The following is a 25,048-nucleotide window of genomic DNA, read 5'->3' as shown; positions in this document are numbered from 1 at the left end:
TGATTGACAGAATAGGTGTTGGAGCCGGGTAGCGCTTCCGGCGCCCTATCTATAAGATGCGATGAATTCTCATTAACTTCTGGTCCCGCCCGTGCCCGCATCCCATACCAGCAAGCTGGGTCTGTTTTTCAGCGATCACCACCGCTGGTTACTGCGGCATGTGCATCGGCAACTGAGCAACCGCCCGGACGCCGAGGACACGGCTGCCGAAACCTTCTGCCAGCTACTTGCCGCCCGGGTCGACCCCGCGTCCATCGAGCAGCCGCGAGCCTACCTCTCGACCATTGCCCGACGGCTGATCTCCGACCGCCTGCGCCGCCGACGCCTGGAGCAGGCCTATCTGGAGCGGCTGATGCTGCTGCCAGAGGCACTGGCGCCCTCGCCAGAGGAAACGCACCTGCTGCTGGAGGCCCTGCACGCCATCGACCGTAGCCTGGCCGGGCTGCCACTGGTGGTGAAGAGGGCCTTTCTCATGAGCCAGCTCGATGGCCTGACCTACGCGGAAATAGGCCGACGTCTGGATGTATCCGAACGAACGGTAGGCCGCTACATGACACAGGCCTTGCGCCAGTGCTACCTGAGTGGGGCGCATTCATGAGCCGCCATGCACTGAGTCCGGCTGCCGAGCAGGCCATTGCCTGGATGGTGCGCCTGCGCTCCGGGCGTGACGACGCCCGGCAACAGGCACTGTTCCAGCAGTGGCTGGGGCACGACCCGGCTAACGCCCACGCCTGGGAGCAGTTGCAACGCGGCCTGGGCGGGCACTTCGAGGTGGTGCGCCGGGCCCCTGGTACCTTGCGCGATACCTTGCTGGAACCGGAAGCAGGCCGACGTGATGTGCTACGGGCATTGGCCGGGTTTTCTCTGCTGGGTGGCAGCCTGTGGTTTGCAGTCCGTAGCGATACCGGCCAGGCATTGACTGCCGATATCCGTACCGGCACTGGCGAGCGTCGTAGCCTGACGTTGGCTGATGGCAGCCGGCTGACCCTGAATGCCGGCACGGCGGTCGACCTGGCCTTTTCCGACGGCCGTCGCCTGCTACGCCTGCACAGAGGAGGGCTGGTGGTGCAGGTTGCGGCAGACCCTGCCCGGCCGTTCATCGTGCGCAGCGACCAGGGTGATGTACGCGCGTTGGGCACGCGTTTTCTGGTCGAGCAATTGGCCGATGCCACACGTGTAGTGGTGCTGGAGCATACCGTGCGCGCGTCGCTGCCCAGTGGTACCGAACGGGATCTGCAGGAGGGCCAAGCGGCGTTGTTGCACGCTCAACGCATCGAGCCGTTGCTTACCGGCCAGGCTTACCGCGCCGATTGGGTACAGGGCCACCTCAGCGTGCTGGACGAACCCTTGGCGGCAGTGATCGACGCACTGCGCCCGTATCGCCCCGGCTTTATCCGCGTCAGCCCACAGGTGCGCAACTTGCGCGTGCAGGGTGTGTTCCCGCTGGATGACAGCGAGCGCACCTTGGCTGCCCTTGAAGAGACCATGCCGATACGGGTGGAGCGCTATGGCCCCTGGATGACCCTGATCGAAGCGCGCTGATGAGGTGTTCATGGGCGCGGATTTTGTAACGGGGACTGTCATTGAATGAAAATTTTTATCATTCGTGTCCGGTTTTTTTCGCTCGTCCCACCTCTCTCCTGACAACAGCAAAAATTCAGGAGTATCCACGTGTTCAAACCCTGGCCCCTCGCCCTTGCCATCACCCTGGCCGCCGTGCCAACGGCCTTCGCCTGGGCAGAAGGTTCCGCGCAGCAACAGCTGCTGCGTTTCGACCTGCCCGCCGCCAGCCTGGCGCACACCCTAAACGCCATTGCCCGCCAAGGCGGGCAGGTGATGTCGCTGGACCCCGCCTTGGTCGTCGGCAAACAGGCACCCGCCATCCAGGGTGAGATGAGCGCCCTGCAAGCTGTGCAACAGGCGCTGGCGGGCAGCGGTCTGCAACTGATCGTTACCGGCAGTGGCACCTTCAGTGTGGTGCCGGCGGTCGATGCCAAAGGTGCGCTGGAGCTGGGGGCCACCAATATCAATAGCGTGGGGCTGGGCGAAACCACCGAGGGTTCAGGCTCGTACACCACAGGTGCCGTGACCATCGGCAAAACCCCTCAGTCGCTGCGGCGCACCCCCCAGTCGGTGACTGTGGTCACGCGCAAGCTGATGGACGACAAGAACCTGGTGTCACTGGACCAGGTGATGGCCCAGACCACCGGTATCACCCGCGCCAACCGTGGTTATGGCAACCACCACTTCAGTTCCCGTGGCTTCGACATCACCGACGACAGTTACATGGTCGACGGCGTGGCCGGGCAGGCCTATGCCTACACCGGCTGGATGATTCCCGACATGGCGGTGTTCGACCGTGTCGAGGTATTGCGCGGTGCTTCGGGCCTGCTGGTAGGGGCAGGTAACCCCGGGGGCGCGGTGAACCTGGTGCGCAAGCGCCCGACTGCTGAACCGCGTTTGTCCGTGACCACCCGCGCGGGCTCCTGGGATTACTACCGCCTCGACCTGGACGCCAGTGGCAGGCTGAACCCGGAAGGCTCCTTGCGTGGCCGCATGGTGGCGTCCTACGAGGACCGTGGCTACTTCACCGATGTCAGCAAGGCCAAGCGGCCGTTGCTGTACGGCATTGTCGAAGGCGACCTGAGCGACGCCACTACCGTGGCCCTGGGCTTGCGCCGGCAAACCTCGCGCATAGATGGTTACAGTGTGCTGGGCCTGCCGAACAACCCCGACGGCAGCAACCCGCACCTCAAGCGTTCCACCTTCCTGGGCCAGGACTGGGCTACGCTGCAAACCCGTACCGATGAAGTATTTGCCGACCTGAACCACCGCTTCAACGACAACTGGACGGGCAAGCTGGCGCTGTCGCATTCCGAAAGCCGCTACAACCGCAGTGCCATCGAGTGGAGCGCAGAAGATACGCTGGAGTACGGCAGCCCCACGGGGCCAATGATCAACGACACCAGTTTTCACAAGTTCGATGTCACCGCCAACGCGGTGGACGGCCACCTGGACGGCGAGTTCGAAGCCTTTGGCCTGAGCCATCAGCTGTCGCTGGGGGCCAACTGGTCCAGGCGCAAGATGAATGACAAGGACGCCACGGTAAAGCTGGATAGCCCCATCCCGCTCAATGTGTTCGACCCGGACCACAGCATTGTCCCCGAGCCTTCGCGGCAGGGCTGGGACTACAAGGAAGATACCTTCGATACCCGTTACGGCACCTATCTCAATGCCCGCCTGCACATGACCGAGGACCTGAGCCTGGTGCTGGGTGGTCGCCTGAGCTGGTACAAGACCGAGGCCTGGAGCGGCGGGCTGAAAAGCACCAACGAACAGACGCATGAGTTCACGCCTTTTGTCGGTGCCCTATACGACCTGGACAACAACTGGTCGCTGTACGCCAGTTACGCCGATATCTTCATGCCACAGGCCAGCTACCGCAGTGCTGGCGGCAAGATGCTCGACCCCGCCATCGGTTCCAACTACGAAACCGGCATCAAAGGCGAATTGTTCGACAAGCGCCTGAACCTGTCCTTTGCGTTGTTCTACATCGAGCAGAAAGACGTTGCCGCTCGTGACTACGCCAACGACGGCAACTGCCCGACCGACGTTGCCGGCCGTTGCTACGTGAACAGCGATGGCATCAGCCGCAGCAAGGGCTTCGAAGCGGAGGCCAGCGGAGAGTTGCTGCCAGGCCTGCAAGTGGCAGCTGGCTACACCTTCAACACCACGCAGTCAGAGACGGGTGGGCCGATCTCGGCGCAAACGCCCAAGCACCTGTTGCGGGTGAATACCAACTACACCCTGCCGGGTGAGTGGAACCGCCTCAGTGTCGGGGGTGGCGTGTCGGCCCAGTCCCATTACTACGATGCCTACAACGGTGTGAGCAACAGCGGCCGGGCGGTGTTCGATGCACGGGCGGCGTACAAGCTCGATAAGCACTGGACGGTAGGCGTGGACGTGGAGAACCTGTTGGACCGCAAGTACTTCGACTCGACCGGCTACTGGACGCGCGGTACCACCTACGGCATGCCGCGCAGCTACATGCTGAGTTTGCGCGGGGACTTCTAAGGCCTGGCCCCACAGCCATTCGTTGCTCTTGTGGGCACAGTCTGTCTGTGGGGGCCTTTGCCGCGTAGCGTCAAAACAGCCCTTGTTTGGATACCATCAGCCACACGATCACGAACATTCCGGCAAAACCTGCCACCCCCATCCACAGCCAGGGGCGGTAAAACCTGTGCCAGTTCGCAGGTAATGGTGTGTTGTTGGCGGCGGCTTGTTCGGCAAGGCGTTGCATGCGCTTCTGCAGGACCAGCACCGGTAGCCATAACAGGCCGACAGCGACAAAAATGATCAGTGCATCACGTAGCCAGGGCAGGGTAGGTGGCATACCCGTCAGGTGCAGCATGCCCAGGCCGCTGGCCAGTTGCAGCACACCGGCCGGGGTGGTGATCCAGGTGTCGAAGCGCACCACTTGCCTGGCCACCTGGGCGATCACGGCCGGGTGGCGGGTACGTTGGGCTGCGATCAGGTACAGGTACGAGCCCATGCCGAAGCCGAACAGAAACACCGCCGCGATGATGTGCAGGTACTTGAGGTAGAAATAGCTCACGGCTGGCCCTGATGACGTATGTCGAGCTGTATGTCCTGTGGCGCGTCAATCGCGGCCAGGTACTCGTCCACGCTGATCTCGCCAACACAAGGGCGAGCCCCGGCAGCCGGGCGGTAGCCGTTCATCATCTTCAAGGCCAGGGCTACCGAGGCACAGCTGGGGATCTCCGGGCCTTTGTTGCATCGAGCGGTGAGCTGGATGTTCAAGTGCCGGGGCTGGTCGTTGTGGTCGATACCGCTCGCCTCGATATACAGCGCGCTGAGGCCGTCACCAAAGCGTTCGCAGGCGCTGCCCAGGCGGTGCAAGCGCTTGGCCCAAGGCGTTGGGTCGCCGATCAGGCCGACGCGGCGCGCCAAGGCCAAGGCTGCATTCGCCAGTGCGCCGGGCATCAGGCCGGGGCCTGCCTTGAACACCAGGTCGGTGGCGCCGTAGCGCTCGCCGAACAGGTCCATGTCCGGTACATCGACATTGGCCAGCCAGCGCCAGCCCAGGCCCGGCAGGTTGCGCCGTTGCAGGCCGAGCCAGCCCGGCACTGCGTATGGCTTGCCATTGCGCCGTTGCAGGATCGGTTTGCCGGCATAGGCCAACACGCCTTCCACGGTCGCCAGGCCAGGCATTTTCGCGGAAGACGAGATGCCGTGTTCAATTCGGTCAATGCGTTTGAAGGGGGCGCGGTGTTCATCGAGTAACGCTGCCGCAAGGCTGGGCACCGAGCTGCAACCACTCAGTACTGCGACGCCGGCCGTTTTGGCTGCCTGGTCGAGCACATCAATGCCGTTGACGAAGGTGCGGCAGTCGGCAAGGTCGCAGTAATGCACACCCGCCGCGATGCAGTGCTCGGCAACCCGATAAGGCTGGCCCTGGAACGGCCCGCCAGTGTGAATAAGCAGGTCCACCCGCAGTGATCGCAAGGTATCGGCAAAGCCCTGCCCATGGGCATCTGTGCATAAGGTTTGCAGTGGCAGTTGCTCGGCCAGGGCATCCAGACGCGTGCGATCTCGCCCAGTGGCGATTACTTCGATGCCGGCGGTACCGGCCAGGTGTCGGCAGATGATCGAGCCGAAATTGCCGTAGCCGCCCACGACCAGAACCCTGAATGACATTGTTCGTCCTTTTTCAATGAAGGGTGATTCTAGGGAGTGGCACGTAAACGGGGCAAGTACAAAGGGCGGCTTTGCGTTCCAACAACTTCGTGCTGACCTGGAAGAGCTTTTCCGTTTCAGGAAAATCCACGGGCCATGTTCATGGGGGCATGAACCGGCCTCCACGCAGATGATCAGGCAAGGCTCTTCCAGGCCCAGGGCATGAAGAAGCGTCTCCTTCCCGGTAATCTCAAGGACGTAAGACAATTCCTAACCTGAAACCAAATGCTTCAGTTCAAGATAGGTTGAGAATTATCCTACGCGCACCGCTGCCGTTTCTCTGTTGTCGATGCAGAGCAACAGGGCTAATTTCATGTGGTCGTCGCGGTTTGACGACCGGGTGTGAGAGCCCGGCAGCGCATCGTGCCAGTTTAATGGCAGCCGTTCGCGGGCAGGCTTTGGCCTGGCCGGAATTCCGATGTTCGCCGGTCTCTCACCCCGCGATCGGCTGCCACCCTGATTCTGTGAGAGGAAGAGGGTGATAGCTCTGCATACTGAACTCGGAGTAATCCTCTTGAAGAAACTTGTCCCCGATCCCCCCGCAAAAGCTATATCCCAGCCTTTCTACACCATCAAGCAAGACATGCCCTCACCCGAGGCGTTGCTCTATGTCATTCAGTTACTACGCGGGATCGAAGACACCCTCGACGAATACATCTGCGGCAATGCCGGCGAGCCGGGTATCGGCATGCTGGTAAACAGTGTGTACAACGTGCAGATGGGACGATCATTGGCAGAGCTGGTGCTGAGTCGAGCGGAGCATTGAGCAGAAAGCCCAGGGGGTAACTGAAAAGACATGGCCTACGAGGCGTGATCGCTCGCTGATTTTTCAGTTGAATGCCGTGGTTGGGTGGTCGATAGATGACAGGCATGATCAAATTGGACTATAGGGCTGCTCCCTAAGTCATGCCCAATGTGACACTGGGGCTTGCCATGATTTTTTGCTGCAGGAGATTGATGCATGCTTAAAAGCCTTACGCTCAGCGGAGTAGGGCCCGCAGCGACATTTGGGCCAGTAGAGTTTGATGCTCGGCTTAACCTGATCACGGGCGATAACGGCCTAGGAAAGAGCTTCCTGCTAGACATTGCTTGGTGGGCATTGACACGTACTTGGTCCCGCGGCGTTCCGGCTGTACCTCCTGTTGGCACCAAGCGGAGTAGCATCGCTTATGCCTACAGTAAGTCCACGCCGGGCGATTTCGACGAGACGAGTGTTTTCAAACGCTTGGAGCAGCAGTGGCCGACCAAGAAGGGCAGGCCACCCATTCCCGGCGTTGTAATTTATGCTGGGGTCGATGGCAGTTTTTCTGCGTGGGATCCTGTCCGTAATTATTGGCAGGATGAAGAAGCAGGCGAACGCCCGCGAGCATTTAATTTCACACCTGACCAAGTTTGGAATGGCCTTGAGGGGCCGGGAGGCATTCGTTACTGCAACGGTCTAATTCAGGATTGGGTGCTGTGGCAAAAGGGACAAGACCCGGCTTTTGGCGACCTGATCAAGGTACTGGATACCTTGTCTCCTTCCGGAGCTGAGAAGCTTGAGCCTGGCCAGCCTGTGCGACTGGGATTGGACGTAAAGGATTTCCCATCCCTGCGAATGCCTTATGGGCAAGATGTGGCACTGGTTCACGCTTCTGCGGGTATGCGACGTATTGCAGCATTGGCTTATCTGCTGGTCTGGACGTGGCGTGAACACATGTTCGCCTGTGAGCAAACCGGGCGTAAGCAGGCAAAGGAAATAATCTTCCTTATTGACGAAATCGAGTGTCATCTACACCCACAATGGCAGCGCCGCGTAGTGCCAGCGTTGTTGAAAGTTATGCAAGCTTTAACGGGCAAGAAGGTCCCGGTACAGCTGATCGTTGCGACTCACTCGCCATTGGTACTGGCCTCTGTCGAACCAGAGTTTGATGAGTCCAAAGATGCAATTTTCAATATTCAGCTTTGTGACGGTCAGGCAAGCGTGATCAAGGAGCAATGGGCTAAGCAGGGAGATGTTGTGAACTGGTTGGTCTCTGACTCCTTTGGCCTACGTCAGGCACGCTCGGTTGAGGCTGAATCTGCAATTGAAGCTGCTGAGGCTTGGATGCGCGGGGATAAGAGCGTATTGCCGTCAGGGCTTAAATCGCAGGCGGCCATTCATAAGGAGCTGCAGCGTGTTTTGCCCGGACACGACGAATTTTGGCCTCGCTGGCTGGTGGAAACAAGGCAAGCCCCTCGGCACCGGCCTTCGGAGGGCGAATGATCGAAATCGATTTAGAACGCCTAGCCGAGCCACCTGAGTTCGATACGGCGTGTCGAAAGAAGGGGGAGCAGTGGCTGAAAGATAATCCCAAAGTTAGCCGTAAAGCTAGAACGAGGCCCAGAGATTACTGGAGCCCTTTTAGACCGATGCTGGCTGACGGATACCGCGATCTGTGCGGCTATAGTGCAATGTATGAACCCGTTGGCACCGTAGATCATTTCTTACCAGTTGATGCTGATGAATCGCTTTCCTACGAATGGAGCAATTACCGATTTTGCTCAGGCTGGATCAATAGTTGTAAGAAGAAATCGGTCGAGATTTTAGATCCCCATCTGGTTCGTGAAGGGTGGTTTGAGATTTTGTTGCCTTCCTTGCAGCTTGTCGTAGTGCTTGAGAGGGTGCCTGAGGAGTGGCGGGGATCAGCAGTGGATACACTGAGGCGTCTTCACTTGCGTGATGATGAGAGAGTGCTAAGGCAGCGTCGTGCTTGGTATTCAATGTACCGAGAGGGAAAAATCAATTTGGATGGCCTTCGAGAGGTTGCACCTTTAATTGCCGCAGCAGTGGAAAAACTGGATGCTCAGGAGGTCTCTTGAGGAAATGCGAAGCCCAGAATGAACAAACCCCCTTGAAGCATAAGCCTAAAGGGGGTTGTGGTCAGAGCAGGCTACCGCTTACACGTTGAAGCGGAAGTGCATCACATCGCCGTCTTTGACGATGTAGTCTTTACCTTCCAGGCGCCATTTACCGGCTTCCTTGGCACCGCCTTCACCCTTGAACTGGATGAAGTCGTCATAGGCCACCACTTCAGCGCGGATGAAGCCTTTTTCGAAGTCGGTGTGGATCACGCCAGCGGCTTGTGGTGCGGTGGCACCCACGCGTACGGTCCAGGCACGTACTTCCTGCACGCCGGCAGTGAAGTAGGTTTGCAGGTTAAGCAGTTCGTAACCGGCGCGGATCACGCGGTTCAGGCCAGGCTCTTCCAGGCCCAGGGCCTCAAGGAACATGTCCTTTTCTTCGCCGTCGTCCAGCTCGGCGATTTCCGCTTCGATCTTGTTGCACACCGGCACCACCACCGCGCCTTCTTCCTCGGCAATGGCCTTGACCACGTCCAGGTGCGGGTTGTTGTCGAAGCCGTCTTCCGCCACGTTGGCGATGTACATCACCGGCTTGCTGGTCAGCAGGTGGAAGCCGCGGATGACCGCCTTGTCTTCGGCGCTCATGTTCTTCATCAGGCTGCGCGCAGGCTTGCCTTCGGTGAAGTGCGGGATCAGCTGTTCGAGGATGGCCTTCTGCGCCAGGGCTTCCTTGTCGCCGCCTTTGGCGTTGCGGGCAACCTTCTGCAGTTGCTTCTCGCAGCTGTCGAGGTCGGCGAAGATCAGCTCGAGGTCGATGATCTCGATGTCACGCTTGGGGTCGACGCTGTTGGAAACGTGGATCACGTTTTCGTCTTCGAAGCAGCGCACCACGTGGGCAATGGCGTCGGTCTCGCGGATGTTGGCGAGGAACTTGTTGCCCAGGCCTTCGCCTTTCGACGCACCCGCCACCAGGCCGGCGATGTCGACGAACTCCATGGTGGTTGGCAGGATGCGGTTTGGCTTGACGATTTCAGCCAGCGCATTCAGGCGCGCATCGGGCATCGGCACGATGCCGCTGTTTGGCTCGATGGTGCAGAAAGGGAAGTTCTCCGCCGCGATGCCAGACTTGGTCAGGGCGTTGAACAGGGTGGACTTGCCGACGTTGGGCAGGCCGACGATGCCGCAATTGAAACCCATGGGTATTCCCCTCTCTAAAGGAAATCAGGCCTTCTGGCTGTGCAGCTCGCGCATCGCCTTGGCGAAGTCGCCGGCAAGCACGTCCGGCAGCACGCCGAGGGCAAAATCGATGCTGGCGTCGAGCTTCTCCTGCTCGGCGCGCGGCGCGCGGCCCAGGACGAAGTTGGAGACCAGTTTGGCGTCGCCCGGGTGGCCGATGCCAAGCCGCAGGCGGTGGAAGTCGTTCTGGTTGCCGAGCTGCGCGATGATGTCGCGCAGACCGTTATGCCCACCATGGCCGCCGCCGCGCTTGAGCTTGGCAACGCCCGGAGGCAGGTCGAGTTCGTCGTGCGCCACCAGGATCGCTTCCGGCTTGATGCGGAAGAAATTGGCCAAGGCCGCCACGGACTGGCCGCTACGGTTCATGTAGGTGGTGGGGATCAACAAACGAACGTCGTTGCCCTGATGGCTGAACTTAGCCGTCAGGCCGAAATATTTCTTGTCAGCGGTCAGCGAAACACGCTGGGCGCTGGCAATGCGTTCAACGAAAAGAGCCCCTGCGTTATGCCGGGTCTGTTCGTATTCGGGGCCGGGGTTACCCAGGCCGACGATCAACTGGATGGCGGTCACGTCAGGGGCTCTTCCTTGGAGTTGGTGGGTTACAGGGCGCGCGGCACTGTAACCCGATCAACGCCGGCGTGCGAGTAGATTACTCGGCAGCGCCTTCTGCTTCTGGAGCAACGCGTGGAGCGTGAACGTTGGCAACAGCTTTGTCATCACCGTGGGCCAGAGCTACGAACTCTACGCCTTTCGGAGCTTTCAGGTCCGACAGGTGGATGATGGTGCCGACTTCGGCGTTGGCCAGGTCAACTTCGATGAACTCAGGCAGGTCTTTGGCTTCGCAGGAAACTTCGATCTCGGAAACAACGTGGGAGATCTCGCCGCCTTTCTTGACCGGTGCTTCTTCGTTGATGAAGTGCACTGGAACAACAGCGGTCAGTTTCTGGCCAGCAACAACGCGAACGAAGTCGGCGTGCATGATGAACTGCTTGGCTGGGTGGCGCTGCATGGCCTTGATGATGACGTTTTGCTTAACGCCGTCAACGTTCAGCTCGATAACGTGGCTGAAGGCAGCTTCGTTTTCGAACAGCTTGGTGATTTCCTTGGCCAGGATGGTCAGGGATTGAGCTTCTTTATCGCCACCGTAGACAACGGCTGGGATGCTCAGCGAGTGACGCAGGCGGCGGCTCGCACCTTTCCCCAGGTCAGTACGCGCTTGGGCGTTCAGGATGAAATCAGTCATTTTGCTTCTCCAAAATAGCCCCCCGAGGGCGTTTGCGACCAGCGCCAACGGGGATGGCAAAAAAGCCCCGCCCCAACACATGTTGGGGCGGGGCGCTTCATATCAACACGCGTTCCGCTTAGCGGAACATCGCGCTGATCGATTCTTCGTTGCTGATGCGGCGTACCGCTTCAGCGACAACCGGTGCGATATCCAGCTGGCGGATACGGTCACAGGCTTGAGCTGCGGCGGACAGCGGAACGGTGTTGGTCACCACCAGCTCGTCCAGTACCGACTTCTCGATGTTCTCGATCGCGCGGCCCGACAGGACAGGGTGCGTGCAGTAGGCATAAACCTTGGCAGCGCCGTGTTCTTTCAGGGCTTTGGCCGCGTGGCACAGGGTGCCGGCGGTGTCGACCATGTCGTCTACCAGGATGCAGGTGCGCCCTTCGACGTCGCCGATGATGTGCATAACCTCGGAGTGGTTAGCCTTTTCGCGGCGCTTGTCGATGATACCCAGGTCGACACCCAGGGACTTGGCGACTGCACGTGCACGCACGACACCACCGATGTCCGGGGAGACGATCATCAGGTTCTCGAAACGCTGGTCTTCGATGTCGTCGACCAGTACGGGCGAGCCGTAGATGTTGTCGACCGGGATATCGAAGAAGCCTTGGATCTGGTCAGCGTGCAGGTCGACGGTGAGAACACGGTCGATACCCACGACAGTGAGCATGTCAGCGACGACTTTGGCGCTGATGGCTACACGTGCCGAACGCGGACGGCGGTCCTGGCGGGCATATCCGAAGTAAGGAATCACGGCGGTGATTCGGGATGCTGAGGAGCGGCGGAAGGCGTCGGCCATCACTACCAGTTCCATCAGGTTATCGTTGGTCGGGGCACAGGTCGGCTGAATAATGAAAACGTCTTTACCGCGAACATTTTCATTGATCTCAGTGCTGATCTCACCGTCGGAGAATTTACCGACAGAGACGTCACCGAGAGGGATATGCAGCTGACGTACGACACGCCGAGCCAGATCGGGGTTAGCGTTCCCCGTAAAGACCATCATCTTGGACACGCGCAGTACCTGAAGGCTGAGGGTATACCTGGATGAGTATAAGGAAAATGGCAGGGGCGGCTGGATTCGAACCAACGCATGGCAGGATCAAAACCTGCTGCCTTACCGCTTGGCGACGCCCCTGTATCTGTTGCTGCGAACGCTTATGCGCTCGACTTCTTGACCAGACTTTGCAGCTTGCGATGCAACATCGAAACATTGCTTCCTTTCGCCACAAACCCTGTTTGGGTCGCTGAAAGAAGGGCCAGAACTTTATCAGCTTCGGCTTTGCTTGGGAAGGCCCCAAACACACAACTTCCAGTGCCGGTTAGTCGAGCCTCAGTGAATTTCCCCAGTGAATTCAACGCATTGCGAACTTCTGGATAATTCTGCTCTACCACCGGTTGGCAGTCATTTCGACTGTTTCCCTTGGGAACGGGGCGCATCTTAAGGGGGAGTGAATCACGTGTCAACTGTGGATGTGAAAAAATTTCTACTGTGCTGACAGACACTTGCGGCACCAGTACGACATACCAGGGTTCTTCCGGGTCTACCGGGGTGAGTTGTTCGCCCACGCCCTGGGCGAACGCTGCATGGCCGCGCACGAATACCGGTACGTCGGCGCCCAGGCTCAGCCCCAGTGCGGCCAGGCGGTCTTCGTCCCAGTCCAGCTGCCAGAGGTGGGCCAGGGCCAGCAGGGTGGTGGCGGCGTCCGAGCTGCCACCACCGATGCCGCCACCCATGGGCAGTACTTTGGTCAGCCAGATGTCGGCGCCGAGCGGGGTGCCGGATTGCTCCTGCAGCTTGCGGGCGGCGCGCACGATCAGGTTGCTGTCGTGCGGTACGGCTTCTATCTCGGTGTGCAGGCGGATTACGCCATCGTCACGCAGGGCGAAACTCAGTTCGTCGCCATGCTCGAGAAACTGGAACACGGTTTCCAGCTCGTGGTAACCATCTGGGCGGCGGCCGATGATGTGCAGCCACAGGTTGAGCTTGGCCGGGGCGGGCAGGGTGAGCGTTTGCATGTGATCAGTGCCCCAGCTGGCGTGGCTGCCAGTCCTTGACCACCAGGGTCACGTCCAGGTCCTTGCCGTGCAGTTTCAGGCGCTCGGGCAGCCAGTAGCCGTTCTGCTCGGTGTAGCTCAGGTACTGCACCTGCCAGCCGTCCTGGTCGAGGCTGGCCAGGCGGCTGTCACCGTCCAGGGTCAGCTTGCTCTTGCTGTCGGGGGCGGGCAGGCCGCGTACCCACCAGACCAGGTGCGACACCGGCAACTGCCAGCCAAGCTGCTCTTCCAGCAGGGCTTCGGGGCTCGTGGCCTCGTAACGGCCCTGGTTGGCCACTTCCAGTACCACGCCACCCGGGCGGCCGGTCAGGCGTGCGGCACCACGGCCCAGCGGGCCGGCAAGGCGGATGTCGTAGTAGTCCTGGCGCTGCAGCCAGAACAGCGTGCCGCTGCCGGAGTCGCGCGGGGCGCGGATGCCGACCTTGCCGTTGATCTGCCAGCCATCAAGGCTGCTCAGTTGTTCTTTATGGGCGCGCCACTGTTGTGGGTTGCCGTGGCCCTGCAGGGCCTCGCGGCTACCGAAACCGGCACAACCGGCCAGCAGGGCGATCAGGGTGAAGGTGATGCAATGGCGCAGGAACATGGCGTTAAAGGGTCTCGGATCCGGTCAGGCGCAGGAGGGTCTTGCGCAGGATGGGGCTGTCGGCCTGGGCTTCGAAGCCTTTGGCCCACACCTGGCGGGCTTCGCGGCGCTTGCCGTTGGCCCACAGCACTTCGCCCAGATGGGCGGCCACTTCATGGTCGGGGAAATTGGCAAAGGCCTGACGCAGGTAGGTTTCGGCCTCGTCGAGGTTACCCAGGCGATAGTTGACCCAACCCAGGCTGTCGAGCACTGCCGGGTCGTCCGGGGTCAACTGGTGGGCCTTGTCGATCAGCGCCTTGGCTTCGCCGTAGCGGGTAGTGCGGTCGGCCAGGGTGTAACCCAGGGCGTTCAGGGCCATGGCATTTTCTGGCTCGCGGGTGATGATGGCGCGCAGGTCTTTTTCCATCTGTGCCAGGTCGTCGCGTTTTTCGGCCAGCATGGCGCGGGTGTACAGCAGGTTGAGGTCGTCCGGGTACCGTTGGATGGCTTGTTGAAGCACCTGGTTGGCCTGGGCGTCCTTGTTGTTGTTGCTGTAGCTTTCCGACTCGATCAGGTACAGCTGGATGGCGAGGTCCGGCTGGGCTTCGCGGGCTTCGGCGAGCAGGCGCGAGGCGTCGGTGCCTCGGCCGTTGGCAATCAGGATGTCGGCCTGGCGCAGTTGCGCTGGCAGGTAATCGGGGCCAGGGCCGACCAGTGCGTATTCGCGCAGGGCGCCTGCGGGGTCGTGGCGCTCTTCCCGGATGCGGCCCAGGTTCAGGTGCGCGGCGTCGACGTTGCTGTCACGCTCGATCAGTTCCTGCAGGTAGCCTTCGGCTTCATCCCAGTCCTTGTTCTCCAGGCACACCAGCGCCAGGGAGTAACGAAGTTCGTCATCGTCGGGGTACTGCTGGACCAGGCTGAGGAACTCGCCCTTGGCATCGGCGATGCGGTCTTGCTCGACCAGGGTGCGGGCGTAGGTCAGGCGCAGGCGCTTGTCATCCGGGTTGTCGCGGATAGCGCCGCGCAGCAGTGGCAGGGCTTCCGGGCCACGGTCCAGGGCCTGCAGCAATCGGGCACGCAGCAGGATCGGAGCGATTTCGCCGTTTTGCGCCGGGTGCGACTCAAGCAGCTCCAGTGCCTCTTCGGCCTTGCCGTCCTGATTCAGCAGTAGCGCTTTGCCGAACACCAGCTGGCCGTTGTTCGGGTATTTCACCAGCAGGCGCTCGAAGCTTTGCAGCAGGCCATCGCGGGTGCTCTGGTCGGTTTCGGCGGCAGACAGGGCGAGGAAGTCGAAGTGGGTGTCGCCTTGGCCCTGCAGCACCTTTTCCATATAGGCCATGGCGTCGTCATAGCGGCCGGCGCGGGCCAGCTGGATGGCGGCGGCGCGTTGGGCGTCGAGGTTTTGCGGGTCGTTGCGGGCCCAGACCAGGGCGTTTTCCAGCGATGGCTCGTCGGCGCCGAGGTATTCGGCGATGCGATAGGCCCGCTCGGAAACCCCGGGGTCCTGGGTTTTGGCGGCCTGGTCGGTGTAGTTGGCCAAGGCGATATCGAAGCGGTTGCGCTGGCCGGCCAGCTCTGCGACCAGCAGGCTATAGAGTGTGTCCTGCTTGAACGAGCCATACACCACGGGCTTTTGGGCCTCGCTCTTTGCGGCCTCGGCGACGGGAGGCTCGGCCTTTTGCGGGGCCAGGCTCTGGCAGCCCTGGAGCAGGGCGAAGGCAAGCAGCAATGCGTATGGTTTGTTCATAGAAGGCTTTAGAAGGACTCACCGGCGGTCGGAGCATGATGACACAAGCGCGGTGGCAAACCCACCTGCGAAGCATTCGGCTAACTGCGACCATGGCAGGGCAGTGCGGGTTCCGATCAAGTGTGGCCATTACGACAATAGCGAACGGTGGTTGTCCAAAAACCTGCGAAAGAGGACAATTATCGGCTTCCCGTCACAACCAGCGACCTTGCATGGCCTTTCTTGCACTTGGTATCAACCATAAGACTGCCTCGGTAGACGTACGCGAGCGCGTGGCGTTTACCCCAGAGCAGCTGGTAGACGCCCTGCAGCAGCTCTGCCGACTGACATCCAGCCGCGAAGCGGCGATCCTGTCGACCTGCAACCGCAGCGAGCTCTATATAGAGCAGGACCACCTGTCCGCCGACGCCGTGTTGCAATGGCTGGCCGACTATCACCGCCTCAGCCTCGACGAACTGCGCGCCAGCGCCTACGTGCACGAAGAGCACGATGCCGTGAAGCATATGATGCGCGTGGCCTCGGGCCTGGACTCGCTGGTGCTCGGCGAGCCGCAGATTCTCGGCCAGATGAAGTCGGCCTACGCCGTGGCGCGTGAAGCAGGTACTGTCGGCCCGTTGCTCGGGCGCCTGTTCCAGGCCACCTTCAGCGCCGCCAAGCAGGTGCGTACCGACACCGCAATCGGCGAAAACCCGGTTTCAGTGGCGTTTGCCGCGGTCAGCCTGGCCAAACAGATCTTCGCCGACCTGGGTCGCAGCCAGGCCTTGCTGATCGGTGCCGGCGAAACCATCACCCTGGTCGCCCGCCACCTGCACGAGCAGGGCGTACGTCGTATCGTTGTGGCCAACCGTACCCTGGAGCGCGCCAGCACGCTGGCCGAGCAGTTCGGTGCGCATGCCGTGCTGCTGGCCGACATCCCCCAGGAGCTGGCCAACAGCGACATCGTCATCAGCTCCACCGCCAGCCAGTTGCCGATCCTGGGCAAAGGCGCGGTCGAGAGTGCGCTTAAGCAGCGCCGGCACAAGCCGATCTTCATGGTCGACATCGCCGTACCGCGTGACATCGAACCTGAAGTCGGCGAACTGGACGATGTCTACCTGTACACTGTCGATGACCTGCACGACGTGGTGGCGGAAAACCTCAAGAGCCGCCAGGGCGCTGCCCAGGCTGCCGAAGAGCTGGTGTCGGTGGGCGCCGAAGACTTCATGCTGCGCCTGCGTGAACTGGCTGCGGTGGATGTGCTCAAGGCCTATCGCCAGCAAAGCGAGCGCCTGCGCGACGAAGAACTGCAAAAAGCCCAGCGCCTGCTGGCGAACGGCGGCAACCCCGAAGACGTGCTGGCCCAACTGGCCCGGGGCCTGACCAACAAACTCCTGCATGCGCCCAGCGTGCAGTTGAAAAAGCTCTCGGCCGAGGGCCGCCTCGATGCGCTGGCCATGGCCCAGGAACTCTTTGCCCTCAACGAGGGCTCCACGGACAAATCCCCGCAATGAAAGCGTCGCTGCTGAACAAACTGGAAATCCTCCAGGACCGCTTCGAAGAACTCACCGCCCTGCTCGGTGACGCCGAGGTCATTTCCGACCAGACACGCTTTCGCGCGTATTCCCGTGAGTACGCCGAGGTCGAGCCGGTCTACGCTGCTTATAAAGAGTGGCGCAAAGTGCAGGACGACCTCGAAGGCGCCCAGGCGCTGCTCAAGGACAGTGACCCGGACCTGCGCGAAATGGCCGTGGAAGAAGTGCGTGAAGCCAAGGAGCAACTGTTGACGCTGGAGGCGCAGCTGCAACGCATGCTGTTGCCCAAAGACCCTAACGACGGTCGCAACGTGTTCCTCGAAATCCGCGCCGGCACCGGTGGCGACGAGGCGGCGATCTTCTCTGGCGACTTGTTCCGCATGTACTCGCGCTACGCTGAAAAGCGTGGCTGGCGCCTGGAGATTCTGTCCGAGAACGAAGGCGAGCACGGCGGCTACAAGGAAATCATCGCCCGTGTCGAGGGTGAAAACGTTTACGGCAAGCTCAAGTTCGAGTCGGGTGCTCACCGCGTCCAGCGCGTACCCGAGACCGAATCCCAGGGCCGTGTGCACACCTCCGCATGCACGGTGGCGGTGCTGCCCGAGCCGGACGAACAGGCCGCCATCGAAATCAACCCGGCCGACCTGCGCGTGGACACCTACCGTGCATCCGGCGCCGGTGGCCAGCACGTGAACAAGACCGACTCGGCCATCCGTATCACTCACTTGCCTACCGGCATCGTGGTCGAATGCCAGGAAGAGCGTTCGCAGCACAAGAACCGGGCTCGCGCCATGTCCTGGCTGTCGGCCAAGCTCAACGACATGCAGACCAGCGCAGCACAGAATGCCATCGCCAGCGAGCGCAAGCTGCTGGTGGGCTCTGGCGACCGCTCCGAGCGCATCCGCACGTACAATTATCCACAGGGCCGGGTGACCGACCACCGCATCAACCTGACCCTGTACTCGCTGGACGACATCCTCAGTGGTGGCGTAGAGGCGGTGATCGAACCGCTACTGGCCGAATACCAGGCCGATCAACTGGCCGCCCTGGGGGATTGATGACCATCATCGCCAGCCTGCTGCGCAACGCGCAGTTGCCCGAATCGCCCACCGAACGGCTGGATGCCGAACTGCTGTTGGCGGCTGCCATCGGCAAGTCGCGCAGCTACCTGCACACCTGGCCTGAGCGTATCGTCAGCAGCGAAGATGCCGAGACTTACGCGGGTTACCTGCAGCGCCGCCGTGGCGGCGAGCCGGTCGCTTATATCCTCGGGCAGCAGGGCTTCTGGACAATCGACCTGGAAGTGGCGCCGCATACCCTGATCCCGCGGCCAGACACCGAGCTGTTGGTCGAGACGGCCCTCGAACTGCAACCCGCCTCGCCAGCCAGGGTGCTGGACCTGGGCACCGGTACGGGCGCGATTGCCCTGGCCTTGGCCAGCGATCGCCCGGCCTGGCAGGTGACTGCGGTTGACCGGGTAGAAGAGGCCGCTGCCCTGGCTGAGCGCAACCGCCAGCGCCTGGGCCTGGCTAATGCCCAGGTGCGGGTAAGCCATTGGTTCGATAGCCTGGTCGGCGAGCGTTTTGACCTGATTGTCAGTAACCCGCCTTACATCGCAGCTGCAGATCCGCATCTGGTGGCCGGTGACGTGCGCTTCGAGCCCAGCAGTGCGCTGGTCGCTGGCGTCGATGGCCTGGACGACCTGCGCGTGATCGCCGCCCAGGCCCCTGTGCACCTGTTGCCGGGGGGCTGGTTGTTGCTGGAGCATGGCTACGATCAGGCAGCAGCGGTATGCGCCTTGCTGGCGGAACACGGTTTTATCGAGGTTGCCAGCCGCACGGACCTGGGCGGCCATGAACGCATTACCCTGGGGCGCCTGCCATGCTGAGTGATGAGGAACTGTTGCGTTACAGCCGGCAGGTGCTGCTGGCCCAGATCGACATCGATGGCCAGTTGCGGCTCAAGCAGAGCAAGGCGCTGATCGTCGGGCTCGGTGGCCTGGGCTCACCGGTTGCGTTGTACCTGGCCGCCGCTGGGGTCGGTGAACTGCACCTGGCTGATTTCGATACCGTCGACCTCACCAACCTTCAGCGCCAGGTCATCCACGACAGCGCCAGCGTGGGCATGAGCAAGGTCGACTCGGCCTTGCAGCGCCTGGAGGCGATCAACCCGGAAATCAGCCTGGTTGCCCACCGCCAGGCACTGGACGAGGACTCGCTCGCTGCCGCCGTGGCGGCGGTCGACCTGGTACTGGATTGCTCCGACAACTTCGGTACCCGCGAGGCGGTAAACGCCGCGTGTGTCGCGGCTGGCAAGCCACTGGTCAGCGGCGCGGCGATCCGCCTGGAAGGGCAGTTGTCGGTGTTCGACCCACGACGTGACTACAGCCCTTGCTACCACTGCCTGTACGGGCATGGCAGCGAAGCCGAGCTGACGTGCAGCGAAGCCGGTGTGATCGGCCCACTGGTGGGGCTGGTGGGCAGCTTGCAGGCGCTGGAAGCGATGAAGCTGCTGGCCGGGTTCGGCGAGCCGCTGGTCGGCCGCCTGTTGTTGATCGATGCTCTCGGCACGCGCATCCGCGAATTGCGGGTCAAGCGCGACCCGGCCTGTGCAGTCTGCGGCAAGCGCGATGGCTGAGCGTTCGGCGCCGATCGGCGTAATGGACTCCGGGGTCGGCGGCTTGTCGGTGCTCGCCGAGATCCAGCGGCTGCTGCCCAACGAGACGCTGCTGTACGTGGGCGATTGCGGCCACATACCCTACGGCGAGAAGTCGCCAGATTATATCCGTGAGCGTCTACGGCGCATTGCTGCGTTCTTCCATGAACAGGGCGCCAAGGCCATGGTACTGGCCTGCAATACCGCCACGGTGGCGGCGGTGGCCGACCTGCGCGAGTTGTACCCGACCTGGCCGTTGGTGGGCATGGAGCCGGCGGTGAAGCCCGCTGCCGCCGCCACGCGCTCGGGCGTGGTCGGTGTGCTGGCCACTACCGGTACCCTGCAAAGCGCCAAGTTCGCCGCCTTGCTCGACCGTTTTGCCAATGACGTACAGGTCATCACCCAACCTTGCCCGGGGCTGGTCGAGTTGATCGAGGCCGGCGACCTGGCCAGCCCGGCAATGCGCCAGTTGTTGCAAGGTTATGTGCAGCCGTTGCTGGCCGCTGGCTGCGACACGCTGATCCTGGGCTGCACCCATTACCCCTTCCTGCGCCCGTTGCTGGCCGGCATGGTGCCAGCCGATGTGGCCATCATCGACACCGGCGCCGCGGTGGCGCGCCAGTTGCAGCGGCTGCTGGGCGCGAATGACCTGCTGGCCGACGGGCCGGCCCGGGATACCCGCTTCTGGACCAGTGCCGATCCGCAATCTCTCAGAAAAATCCTACCTTTGCTGTGGCATAAGTCCGGCAGTGTGCAAAGCTTTGTGCTGTGAAAAAAACGTGAAAACCAGCTGAACTATCGTTCCACTGCCGCTTTCTACCGCTTTGCCTGACATGAGGCGGACACTAATAACAGCAAAGAAGGATGTTGCTCATGAAAAAGCTGCTCGGCTTGGTGGCGACTGCTGCCTTTACCCTGGGGCAAGTACTGGCGGCGCAAGCTGCGGACGTTTCTTTTTCGGTGGGGCAGACCGGCGATTCGACCATGGTCTACCGGCTGGGGCTGCAATCGAACTGGGACGCGAGCTGGTGGCAGACCAGTGTGGGTCGCCTGACCGGCTATTGGGATGGGGCATACACCTACTGGGATGGCGACAAGACGGCAAGCAACCATAGCCTGTCGTTTGCGCCAGTGTTCGTCTATGAGTTTGCCGGGGAGTCGGTGAAGCCTTACATCGAGGCGGGAATCGGTGTTGCAGCGTTCTCCAGCACCGAGCTGGAAAGCAACGAGCTGGGCTCGGCATTCCAGTTCGAAGACCGCATCGGCTTTGGCTTGCGCTTTGCCGGCGGGCATGAGATCGGCGTACGGGCCATTCACTACTCCAACGCGGGCATCAAAGAGCCCAACGATGGAGTAGAGAGTTATAGCCTGCATTACCGTATGGCGCTGTAGGCCGCACGTTAGCCGACTAGCTGCGTGGCAGCGGCCATAGACTGCTCAGATCAAGTGTTTCCAGCACCAACTCTGGCTCTCTCTGTGGCCACCGCCGCAGCAGTTCTTCAGCCGCACGCTGCGGCGTCCATTCCTCCGGTATCGCTTGCGCCGGTGTCACGGGTGTCTTTAGCGATTGGGGGCTGACCACCGTAACGTCTACCCCTTGGCCTTTCAGCGTCTTGCGCTGTTCACGTATCCATTGCGGCATGTTGTTCCAGCCGGCGCTCACCTGGGTTGGTGCGTACAGCTGCAGCGCCGAATAGCGGTTGAAAACGGCCATCACCTGCGGTGATTCACCTTTCAACAGCAAAGGCAGCGCATTGGCAAGGCTATGTTCACCCGCCACCTGGTTGCTGGTGACAATCGCCTCGAACACATCGCTGCCCGCCAGAGGGGCATCCAGGTAGTCGCTGGTAGCGGCGTTGAGGATCAGGCCATCCAACGTGCACCAGGCATGGCATATCTGCCGGCACGCATCCGCCGCTTGCCCATCGGCATGCAACTGCCAGGGCAGGCGCAAGAAGCGCCGCCCATGCTGTGCCGCCAAGGCGTTCAATTCATCGCTTTCCTTAGCACTGGCGGCAACGCGATGGCCCTGTTCGAGCAAGCGTTCCACCAAAGCCAGACCTAATCCGTTGCTGGCGCCTGTAACCCAAAAACTGCGTGAGTTAATCAAGACGTTGTGCCCTCTAATTCTGCCGACGTGGTAGCCCCTTGAAGGCTTCCAGTGCACGCTGGCGACTGCTACTGAGATTCACCATTGGACAGTGATACAAATTATTATCAAAAAGATCCCTGAATTTCACGGGTTCATGGATGGTTTTATCGTCGAGGTCACGTAATTCCGGCAGCCAGTGCCGAATGAACCGCCCCTGCGGGTCGAAACGCTGCGACTGCGAAATCGGGTTGAAGATACGGAAGTAGGGCACTGCATCGGTGCCGGTAGACGCGCTCCACTGCCAGCCGCCGTTGTTCGCGGCCAGGTCACCGTCTATCAGGTGGCGCATGAAGTGGCGCTCGCCCTTGCGCCAGTCGATCAGCAGGTTCTTGCTGAGGAACATGGCCACCACCATGCGCAGGCGGTTATGCATCCACCCGGTGTGCAACAACTGGCGCATGGCGGCGTCGATGATCGGGAAACCGGTGCGGCCCTGTTCCCAGGCTTCCAGATCTGCCGGTGCATCGCGCCAAGGCAGCGCTTCGGTTTGCGCGCGGAAGGCGCGGTGGCGCGAGACCTGTGGGTAACCGGTCAGGATATGCTTGTAGAACTCGCGCCACAGCAGCTCGTTGATCCAGGTTTGCACGCCGGTGCTGCCGCTGTCGAACTCGCCCCGGTTGCTGGCCAGGGCACCGTGCAGGCACTGGCGCGGCGAGATCACCCCTGCGGCCAGGTAGGCCGAAAGCTGGCTGGTGCCGGGTTTGGCTGGCAGGTCACGCAGCTGCTGGTAGTCATCAATGGTTTCATCGAGAAAGCGAGACAACCGCCCCTGCGCTTCGGCTTCACCTGCCGGCCAATGTGCTTGCAGGGCGCGCTCGGGCTTTTCAAAACCCTCCACATGCTGCGGAATCGGGTCGCTCTGGATCTGCAGGGGCGCTTGCTGTTTAACCCGGTGAGCCATGGCTGGCAGGCTGCGGTGCAGGTGCTCCAGACAGGTTTTTTTGAACTGGCTGAAAACCTGGAAGTAATCACCGCTGCGAGTGAGGACTGTGCCCGGGCGGAAGAACAGCTGGTCGAGGTGGCTGTGTGCCTGAATGCCCGACTTCTCCAGCAGGGCTCGGGTGGCATCGTCACGGCGCTGTTCGTTGATGCCGTACTCTTCATTCCAGTGAACGCTTGCCACCTGGTGCTGGCGGCATACCTCAAGCACGGCCTGTGGTGCCTGGTCCCAGGTGTCGATGCTACGGATCAGCAGGGGAATATTCAGGCCTTCCAGCGACTGGCGCACGTCGCGCAGGTTGCGCAGCCAGAAGTCGACTTTGCAGGCGGCGTCGTCGTGGGCCAGCCACTGACCGGGGCTGACCAGCCACAGGGCGATGGTCGGGCCGCGTTCACTGGCGGCGCTGAGCGCAGTGTTGTCATCGATGCGCAGGTCACTGCGCAGCCAGGTCAAATGCATGGGGCAGGCGTCTCTTCAGGCTGGCGGTCATGGGCTTGAAGCAAGCGCAATGCCGCCTGAGGGGTGTCGAACAGGGCGAGGTCTGGCAGCTCGAGGGCACGCAGCTGCGCTTCATGCAGTACCACCGTCGCACCACCGGCCAAGGTTTTCACGGGCAGGTTGTGCAGGGCGCGTTGCAGTGCCTTGCCATCAAAGCGTGGCCCCAGGTGCAGAAGCACGGCACGCGGGGCAAGCGTGCTTACGGCACGTTGCAGGTGTGGGCCGGTGACCGGGTGCTCCAGCACCTCTACCGGGAAACCGTTGCTGGTGAGCAACCAGGCGCATAGCCATAAACCGGGGCTGAAAGCACGTTCACCGTCTTCCACCAGCAATACGGCCGGGCCCTGCAGCAACTGGTTGTCGTGGTACACGCGGGCGCCGAGCTTGCTGCGTAACCAGCTGTGAAAAAACACCTGCTCCAGTTGCGCGTTGAAGTAATTGCGCCAGCGCAGGTCGAGCAGGTCGAGCAGTGGCAGTAGCAATTGTTCGCACAGGGTAACGGCAGGGTACAGCGCCATTGCCTGGTTGAGCTGGTGGTCAAGGGCGCGCTGTGACAGGTTGGCGATAGCCTCGATCAGCTGGAGCTGCCGGGCCTGCCAGTCGCCTTTGGGCGCAGTGCTGGAGGGTTTGTCGAGCAGCTCGCGCACCTGCCCGACCGAGGCCCCCCGCTGCAGCCAGGCAAGGATGGCCTCGACCCGTTCGACCTGTTCCAGCGGGTACAGGCGGTGCCCTTTTGCGGTGCGCTGTGGCTTGAGCAGGCCATATCGGCGCTCCCAGGCGCGCAGGGTGACCGGGTTGACGCCGGTGCGGCGGGCCAGCTCACCGATGGGCAACAAGGTTTCAGACGGCATTGCGCAGGCCCAGGTTTTCGGGGTGCGGCTGCAGGTACGCTTGCTGCTGCAGGTAGGGGTCAGGGTGGTTGCGTAAATGGTGCTTGAGCAGGGTCAGTGGCACCACCAGCGGTACCACGCCTTTTTGATACTGGCCGATGACCGTCTGCAGTTCGGCTTTGTCCTGTTGCGTCAGGCTGTCCTTGAAATAGCCGCAGAGATGCTGCAGCACATTGCTGTGGGTTCCGCGGCTGGCGCAGCGGCGCAGGGCCTGCATCAGTTGGCTGAAGTAGCGCGGGCCGATGCTTTGCGGGTCGTCATCGCGGCTCATGCTACCGAGCAGGCGCCCGAGGGTGCGGTAGGCCTGGGGGTTGTTGGCCATCACCAGGTATTTGTAACGCGAATGGAAGCGCACCAGCGCGCCACGGCTAAGGCCCTCGGCCAGCAGGCGCTGCCAGTCGGCGTAGGCATACACGCGGCTGATGAAGTTCTCTCGCAGCACGGCGTCGTGCAGGCGGCCTTCTTCTTCCACGGGTAGGTCCGGGCGTTTCATACAGAACGCCTGCGCATAGACGCCGCGTCCTCCCTGGAAGGCCGGGTGGCCGTTGTCCTGATAGACCTTGACCCGTTCCAGCCCGCAAGACGGTGATTTCTGCATGAAGATGTAGCCGCAGATGTCGTCGAGCTCGTCGGCCATTTGTTCGCCATACGTGCGCAGCGGGCCGGTCAGGTCCATGCCGGGGTTACGGGTGCCGACCACTTCAGGATGTTCGGGGTTGCCTACCAGGCGGATAGGGTCACGCGGAACGCCAAGGCCGATTGCCACTTCCGGGCACACCGGCTGCCAGTCGAAATGTTGTTCCAGCTGAGTAAGGCACAGGTCGGAGGCCTTGTGGCCGCCGTTATAGCGCACGCTTTGACCCGTCAGGCAGGCGCTGATGGCGATACGCGGCTTGCTGTGGGTGGAAGGGTCGTGCATGGCTGCCTCCGG

The 25,048-nt window shown here is 61.5% G+C and carries 25 protein-coding genes and 1 tRNA gene; 12 read left to right on the top strand and 14 right to left on the bottom strand.

From position 1 onward, the window contains the following. The first annotated feature begins 91 nt into the window (after positions 1-91). The 3 genes from N436_RS05570 to N436_RS05560 all read left to right on the top strand — a co-directional run bounded on the left by N436_RS05570 (position 92) and on the right by N436_RS05560 (position 4,074). Entirely contained in the window at positions 92-598 is a 507-nt protein-coding gene (locus N436_RS05570; protein WP_110740574.1) for a sigma-70 family RNA polymerase sigma factor, read from the top strand. Then, a complete protein-coding gene (locus tag N436_RS05565) occupies positions 595-1,542 on the top strand; it encodes a FecR domain-containing protein (protein WP_110740573.1) in 948 nt (315 codons plus the stop codon). The genes N436_RS05570 and N436_RS05565 overlap by 4 nt, the downstream gene beginning before the upstream one ends. A 129-nt stretch (positions 1,543-1,671) precedes the next feature. Continuing rightward, positions 1,672-4,074 (top strand): TonB-dependent siderophore receptor, encoded by a 2,403-nt coding sequence (locus N436_RS05560; protein WP_110740572.1) that lies wholly within the window; start codon positions 1,672-1,674, stop codon positions 4,072-4,074. A gap of 70 nt (positions 4,075-4,144) precedes the next feature. Here the strand turns inward: N436_RS05560 and N436_RS05555 are convergent, their stop codons facing one another. Further along, complete coding sequence (locus N436_RS05555; RefSeq protein ID WP_110740571.1) at positions 4,145-4,615, bottom strand: DUF2269 domain-containing protein; 471 nt, start codon at positions 4,613-4,615, stop codon at positions 4,145-4,147. Then, on the bottom strand, positions 4,612-5,718 hold the full coding sequence (locus N436_RS05550; RefSeq protein WP_110740570.1) for a saccharopine dehydrogenase family protein: 1,107 nt from the start codon (positions 5,716-5,718) through the stop codon (positions 4,612-4,614). Before N436_RS05550 ends, N436_RS05555 begins: the two co-directional genes overlap by 4 nt. Positions 5,719-6,340: 622 nt before the next feature. On the opposite strand from N436_RS05550, the gene N436_RS05545 reads away from it, so the two are divergent. The 3 genes from N436_RS05545 (at position 6,341) to N436_RS05535 (ending at position 8,598) form a co-directional block, all read left to right on the top strand. Continuing rightward, positions 6,341-6,523 carry a hypothetical protein gene (locus N436_RS05545; protein WP_256589883.1) on the top strand — a complete coding sequence of 61 codons (183 nt, stop codon included), beginning with the start codon at positions 6,341-6,343 and terminating at the stop codon, positions 6,521-6,523. A 195-nt stretch (positions 6,524-6,718) separates the two neighbouring features. Next, complete coding sequence (locus tag N436_RS05540) at positions 6,719-8,002, top strand: AAA family ATPase (RefSeq protein WP_110740569.1); 1,284 nt, start codon at positions 6,719-6,721, stop codon at positions 8,000-8,002. Next, complete coding sequence (locus tag N436_RS05535) at positions 7,999-8,598, top strand: hypothetical protein (protein WP_110740568.1); 600 nt, start codon at positions 7,999-8,001, stop codon at positions 8,596-8,598. Before N436_RS05540 ends, N436_RS05535 begins: the two co-directional genes overlap by 4 nt. A gap of 78 nt (positions 8,599-8,676) precedes the next feature. Here N436_RS05535 and ychF read toward each other — a convergent pair whose 3' ends face one another. From ychF to N436_RS05495, 8 genes are all read right to left on the bottom strand, one after another. Further along, the gene (ychF, locus tag N436_RS05530; RefSeq protein ID WP_028691150.1) at positions 8,677-9,777 is read right to left on the bottom strand and encodes a redox-regulated ATPase YchF; all 1,101 of its coding nucleotides are present in this window, start codon (positions 9,775-9,777) and stop codon (positions 8,677-8,679) included. Positions 9,778-9,801: 24 nt separating this feature from the next. Further along, a complete protein-coding gene (gene pth, locus N436_RS05525; protein ID WP_012270476.1) occupies positions 9,802-10,386 on the bottom strand; it encodes an aminoacyl-tRNA hydrolase in 585 nt (194 codons plus the stop codon). Between the two features lie 79 nt (positions 10,387-10,465). Continuing rightward, complete coding sequence (locus N436_RS05520) at positions 10,466-11,059, bottom strand: 50S ribosomal protein L25/general stress protein Ctc (RefSeq protein ID WP_016713313.1); 594 nt, start codon at positions 11,057-11,059, stop codon at positions 10,466-10,468. 118 nt (positions 11,060-11,177) lie between these two features. Continuing rightward, positions 11,178-12,119, bottom strand: coding sequence for a ribose-phosphate pyrophosphokinase (locus tag N436_RS05515; RefSeq protein ID WP_003247410.1), 942 nt, complete (start codon positions 12,117-12,119; stop codon positions 11,178-11,180). Positions 12,120-12,167: 48 nt separating this feature from the next. Further along, positions 12,168-12,242: transfer RNA gene (locus N436_RS05510), tRNA-Gln, on the bottom strand. A 20-nt stretch (positions 12,243-12,262) separates the two neighbouring features. Further along, positions 12,263-13,123, bottom strand: a complete 861-nt coding sequence (gene ispE, locus N436_RS05505; RefSeq protein WP_105945620.1) for a 4-(cytidine 5'-diphospho)-2-C-methyl-D-erythritol kinase — start codon at positions 13,121-13,123, stop codon at positions 12,263-12,265. 4 nt (positions 13,124-13,127) lie between these two features. Then, the gene (gene lolB / locus N436_RS05500; RefSeq protein WP_016713311.1) at positions 13,128-13,745 is read right to left on the bottom strand and encodes a lipoprotein insertase outer membrane protein LolB; all 618 of its coding nucleotides are present in this window, start codon (positions 13,743-13,745) and stop codon (positions 13,128-13,130) included. A 4-nt stretch (positions 13,746-13,749) separates the two neighbouring features. Beyond that, complete coding sequence (locus N436_RS05495) at positions 13,750-15,471, bottom strand: tetratricopeptide repeat protein (RefSeq protein ID WP_105945621.1); 1,722 nt, start codon at positions 15,469-15,471, stop codon at positions 13,750-13,752. A 212-nt stretch (positions 15,472-15,683) separates the two neighbouring features. On the opposite strand from N436_RS05495, the gene hemA reads away from it, so the two are divergent. The 6 genes from hemA (at position 15,684) to N436_RS05465 (ending at position 21,029) form a co-directional block, all read left to right on the top strand. Continuing rightward, on the top strand, positions 15,684-16,961 hold the full coding sequence (hemA, locus tag N436_RS05490; protein ID WP_105945622.1) for a glutamyl-tRNA reductase: 1,278 nt from the start codon (positions 15,684-15,686) through the stop codon (positions 16,959-16,961). Then, the gene (gene prfA / locus N436_RS05485; protein WP_016713307.1) at positions 16,958-18,040 is read left to right on the top strand and encodes a peptide chain release factor 1; all 1,083 of its coding nucleotides are present in this window, start codon (positions 16,958-16,960) and stop codon (positions 18,038-18,040) included. Before hemA ends, prfA begins: the two co-directional genes overlap by 4 nt. After that, the gene (gene prmC, locus N436_RS05480) at positions 18,040-18,870 is read left to right on the top strand and encodes a peptide chain release factor N(5)-glutamine methyltransferase (protein ID WP_110740567.1); all 831 of its coding nucleotides are present in this window, start codon (positions 18,040-18,042) and stop codon (positions 18,868-18,870) included. The genes prfA and prmC overlap by 1 nt, the downstream gene beginning before the upstream one ends. Next, positions 18,864-19,619 (top strand): molybdopterin-synthase adenylyltransferase MoeB, encoded by a 756-nt coding sequence (locus N436_RS05475; RefSeq protein ID WP_016713305.1) that lies wholly within the window; start codon positions 18,864-18,866, stop codon positions 19,617-19,619. The genes prmC and N436_RS05475 overlap by 7 nt, the downstream gene beginning before the upstream one ends. Next, positions 19,612-20,409 (top strand): glutamate racemase, encoded by a 798-nt coding sequence (gene murI / locus N436_RS05470; protein ID WP_110740566.1) that lies wholly within the window; start codon positions 19,612-19,614, stop codon positions 20,407-20,409. Before N436_RS05475 ends, murI begins: the two co-directional genes overlap by 8 nt. Before the next feature lie 101 nt (positions 20,410-20,510). After that, positions 20,511-21,029 carry an acyloxyacyl hydrolase gene (locus N436_RS05465; RefSeq protein WP_110740565.1) on the top strand — a complete coding sequence of 173 codons (519 nt, stop codon included), beginning with the start codon at positions 20,511-20,513 and terminating at the stop codon, positions 21,027-21,029. Between the two features lie 16 nt (positions 21,030-21,045). On the opposite strand, the gene N436_RS05460 is transcribed toward N436_RS05465, so the two are convergent. The 4 genes from N436_RS05460 to N436_RS05445 are packed head-to-tail and all read right to left on the bottom strand — an operon-like array spanning position 21,046 to position 25,036. Next, on the bottom strand, positions 21,046-21,747 hold the full coding sequence (locus tag N436_RS05460) for an SDR family oxidoreductase (protein WP_110740564.1): 702 nt from the start codon (positions 21,745-21,747) through the stop codon (positions 21,046-21,048). Positions 21,748-21,760: 13 nt separating this feature from the next. After that, positions 21,761-23,188, bottom strand: coding sequence for a deoxyribodipyrimidine photo-lyase (gene phrB / locus N436_RS05455; RefSeq protein ID WP_105945627.1), 1,428 nt, complete (start codon positions 23,186-23,188; stop codon positions 21,761-21,763). After that, positions 23,179-24,078: a MerR family transcriptional regulator gene (locus tag N436_RS05450; RefSeq protein ID WP_110740563.1), complete on the bottom strand. Its 900-nt coding sequence runs from the start codon at positions 24,076-24,078 to the stop codon at positions 23,179-23,181. Before N436_RS05450 ends, phrB begins: the two co-directional genes overlap by 10 nt. Continuing rightward, positions 24,068-25,036, bottom strand: a complete 969-nt coding sequence (locus N436_RS05445) for a DUF523 and DUF1722 domain-containing protein (RefSeq protein WP_110740562.1) — start codon at positions 25,034-25,036, stop codon at positions 24,068-24,070. The genes N436_RS05450 and N436_RS05445 overlap by 11 nt, the downstream gene beginning before the upstream one ends. Between the last annotated feature and the right edge of the window lie 12 nt (positions 25,037-25,048).

It is taken from the genome of Pseudomonas sp. RV120224-01b (assembly GCF_003208145.1).
GTDB classification, from domain to species: Bacteria; Pseudomonadota; Gammaproteobacteria; order Pseudomonadales; family Pseudomonadaceae; genus Aquipseudomonas; species Aquipseudomonas monteilii.
This window is presented reverse-complemented; position numbering and strand designations above follow the sequence as displayed.

Excerpts from the sequence above, each read along its gene's own strand:
- N436_RS05465 (WP_110740565.1), top strand. The coding sequence starts at position 20,511 with ATGAAAAAGCTGCTCGGCTTGGTGGCGACTGCTGCCTTTACCCTGGGG.
- N436_RS05445 (WP_110740562.1), bottom strand. The coding sequence starts at position 25,036 with ATGCACGACCCTTCCACCCACAGCAAGCCGCGTATCGCCATCAGCGCC.
- N436_RS05565 (WP_110740573.1), top strand. The coding sequence starts at position 595 with ATGAGCCGCCATGCACTGAGTCCGGCTGCCGAGCAGGCCATTGCCTGG.
- prmC (WP_110740567.1), top strand. The coding sequence starts at position 18,040 with ATGACCATCATCGCCAGCCTGCTGCGCAACGCGCAGTTGCCCGAATCG.
- phrB (WP_105945627.1), bottom strand. The coding sequence starts at position 23,188 with ATGCATTTGACCTGGCTGCGCAGTGACCTGCGCATCGATGACAACACT.
- N436_RS05545 (WP_256589883.1), top strand. The coding sequence starts at position 6,341 with ATGCCCTCACCCGAGGCGTTGCTCTATGTCATTCAGTTACTACGCGGG.
- lolB (WP_016713311.1), bottom strand. The coding sequence starts at position 13,745 with ATGTTCCTGCGCCATTGCATCACCTTCACCCTGATCGCCCTGCTGGCC.
- N436_RS05450 (WP_110740563.1), bottom strand. The coding sequence starts at position 24,078 with ATGCCGTCTGAAACCTTGTTGCCCATCGGTGAGCTGGCCCGCCGCACC.
- ispE (WP_105945620.1), bottom strand. The coding sequence starts at position 13,123 with ATGCAAACGCTCACCCTGCCCGCCCCGGCCAAGCTCAACCTGTGGCTG.
- N436_RS05535 (WP_110740568.1), top strand. The coding sequence starts at position 7,999 with ATGATCGAAATCGATTTAGAACGCCTAGCCGAGCCACCTGAGTTCGAT.
- N436_RS05540 (WP_110740569.1), top strand. The coding sequence starts at position 6,719 with ATGCTTAAAAGCCTTACGCTCAGCGGAGTAGGGCCCGCAGCGACATTT.
- N436_RS05550 (WP_110740570.1), bottom strand. The coding sequence starts at position 5,718 with ATGTCATTCAGGGTTCTGGTCGTGGGCGGCTACGGCAATTTCGGCTCG.
- N436_RS05495 (WP_105945621.1), bottom strand. The coding sequence starts at position 15,471 with ATGAACAAACCATACGCATTGCTGCTTGCCTTCGCCCTGCTCCAGGGC.
- murI (WP_110740566.1), top strand. The coding sequence starts at position 19,612 with ATGGCTGAGCGTTCGGCGCCGATCGGCGTAATGGACTCCGGGGTCGGC.
- ychF (WP_028691150.1), bottom strand. The coding sequence starts at position 9,777 with ATGGGTTTCAATTGCGGCATCGTCGGCCTGCCCAACGTCGGCAAGTCC.
- N436_RS05475 (WP_016713305.1), top strand. The coding sequence starts at position 18,864 with ATGCTGAGTGATGAGGAACTGTTGCGTTACAGCCGGCAGGTGCTGCTG.
- prfA (WP_016713307.1), top strand. The coding sequence starts at position 16,958 with ATGAAAGCGTCGCTGCTGAACAAACTGGAAATCCTCCAGGACCGCTTC.
- N436_RS05520 (WP_016713313.1), bottom strand. The coding sequence starts at position 11,059 with ATGACTGATTTCATCCTGAACGCCCAAGCGCGTACTGACCTGGGGAAA.
- hemA (WP_105945622.1), top strand. The coding sequence starts at position 15,684 with ATGGCCTTTCTTGCACTTGGTATCAACCATAAGACTGCCTCGGTAGAC.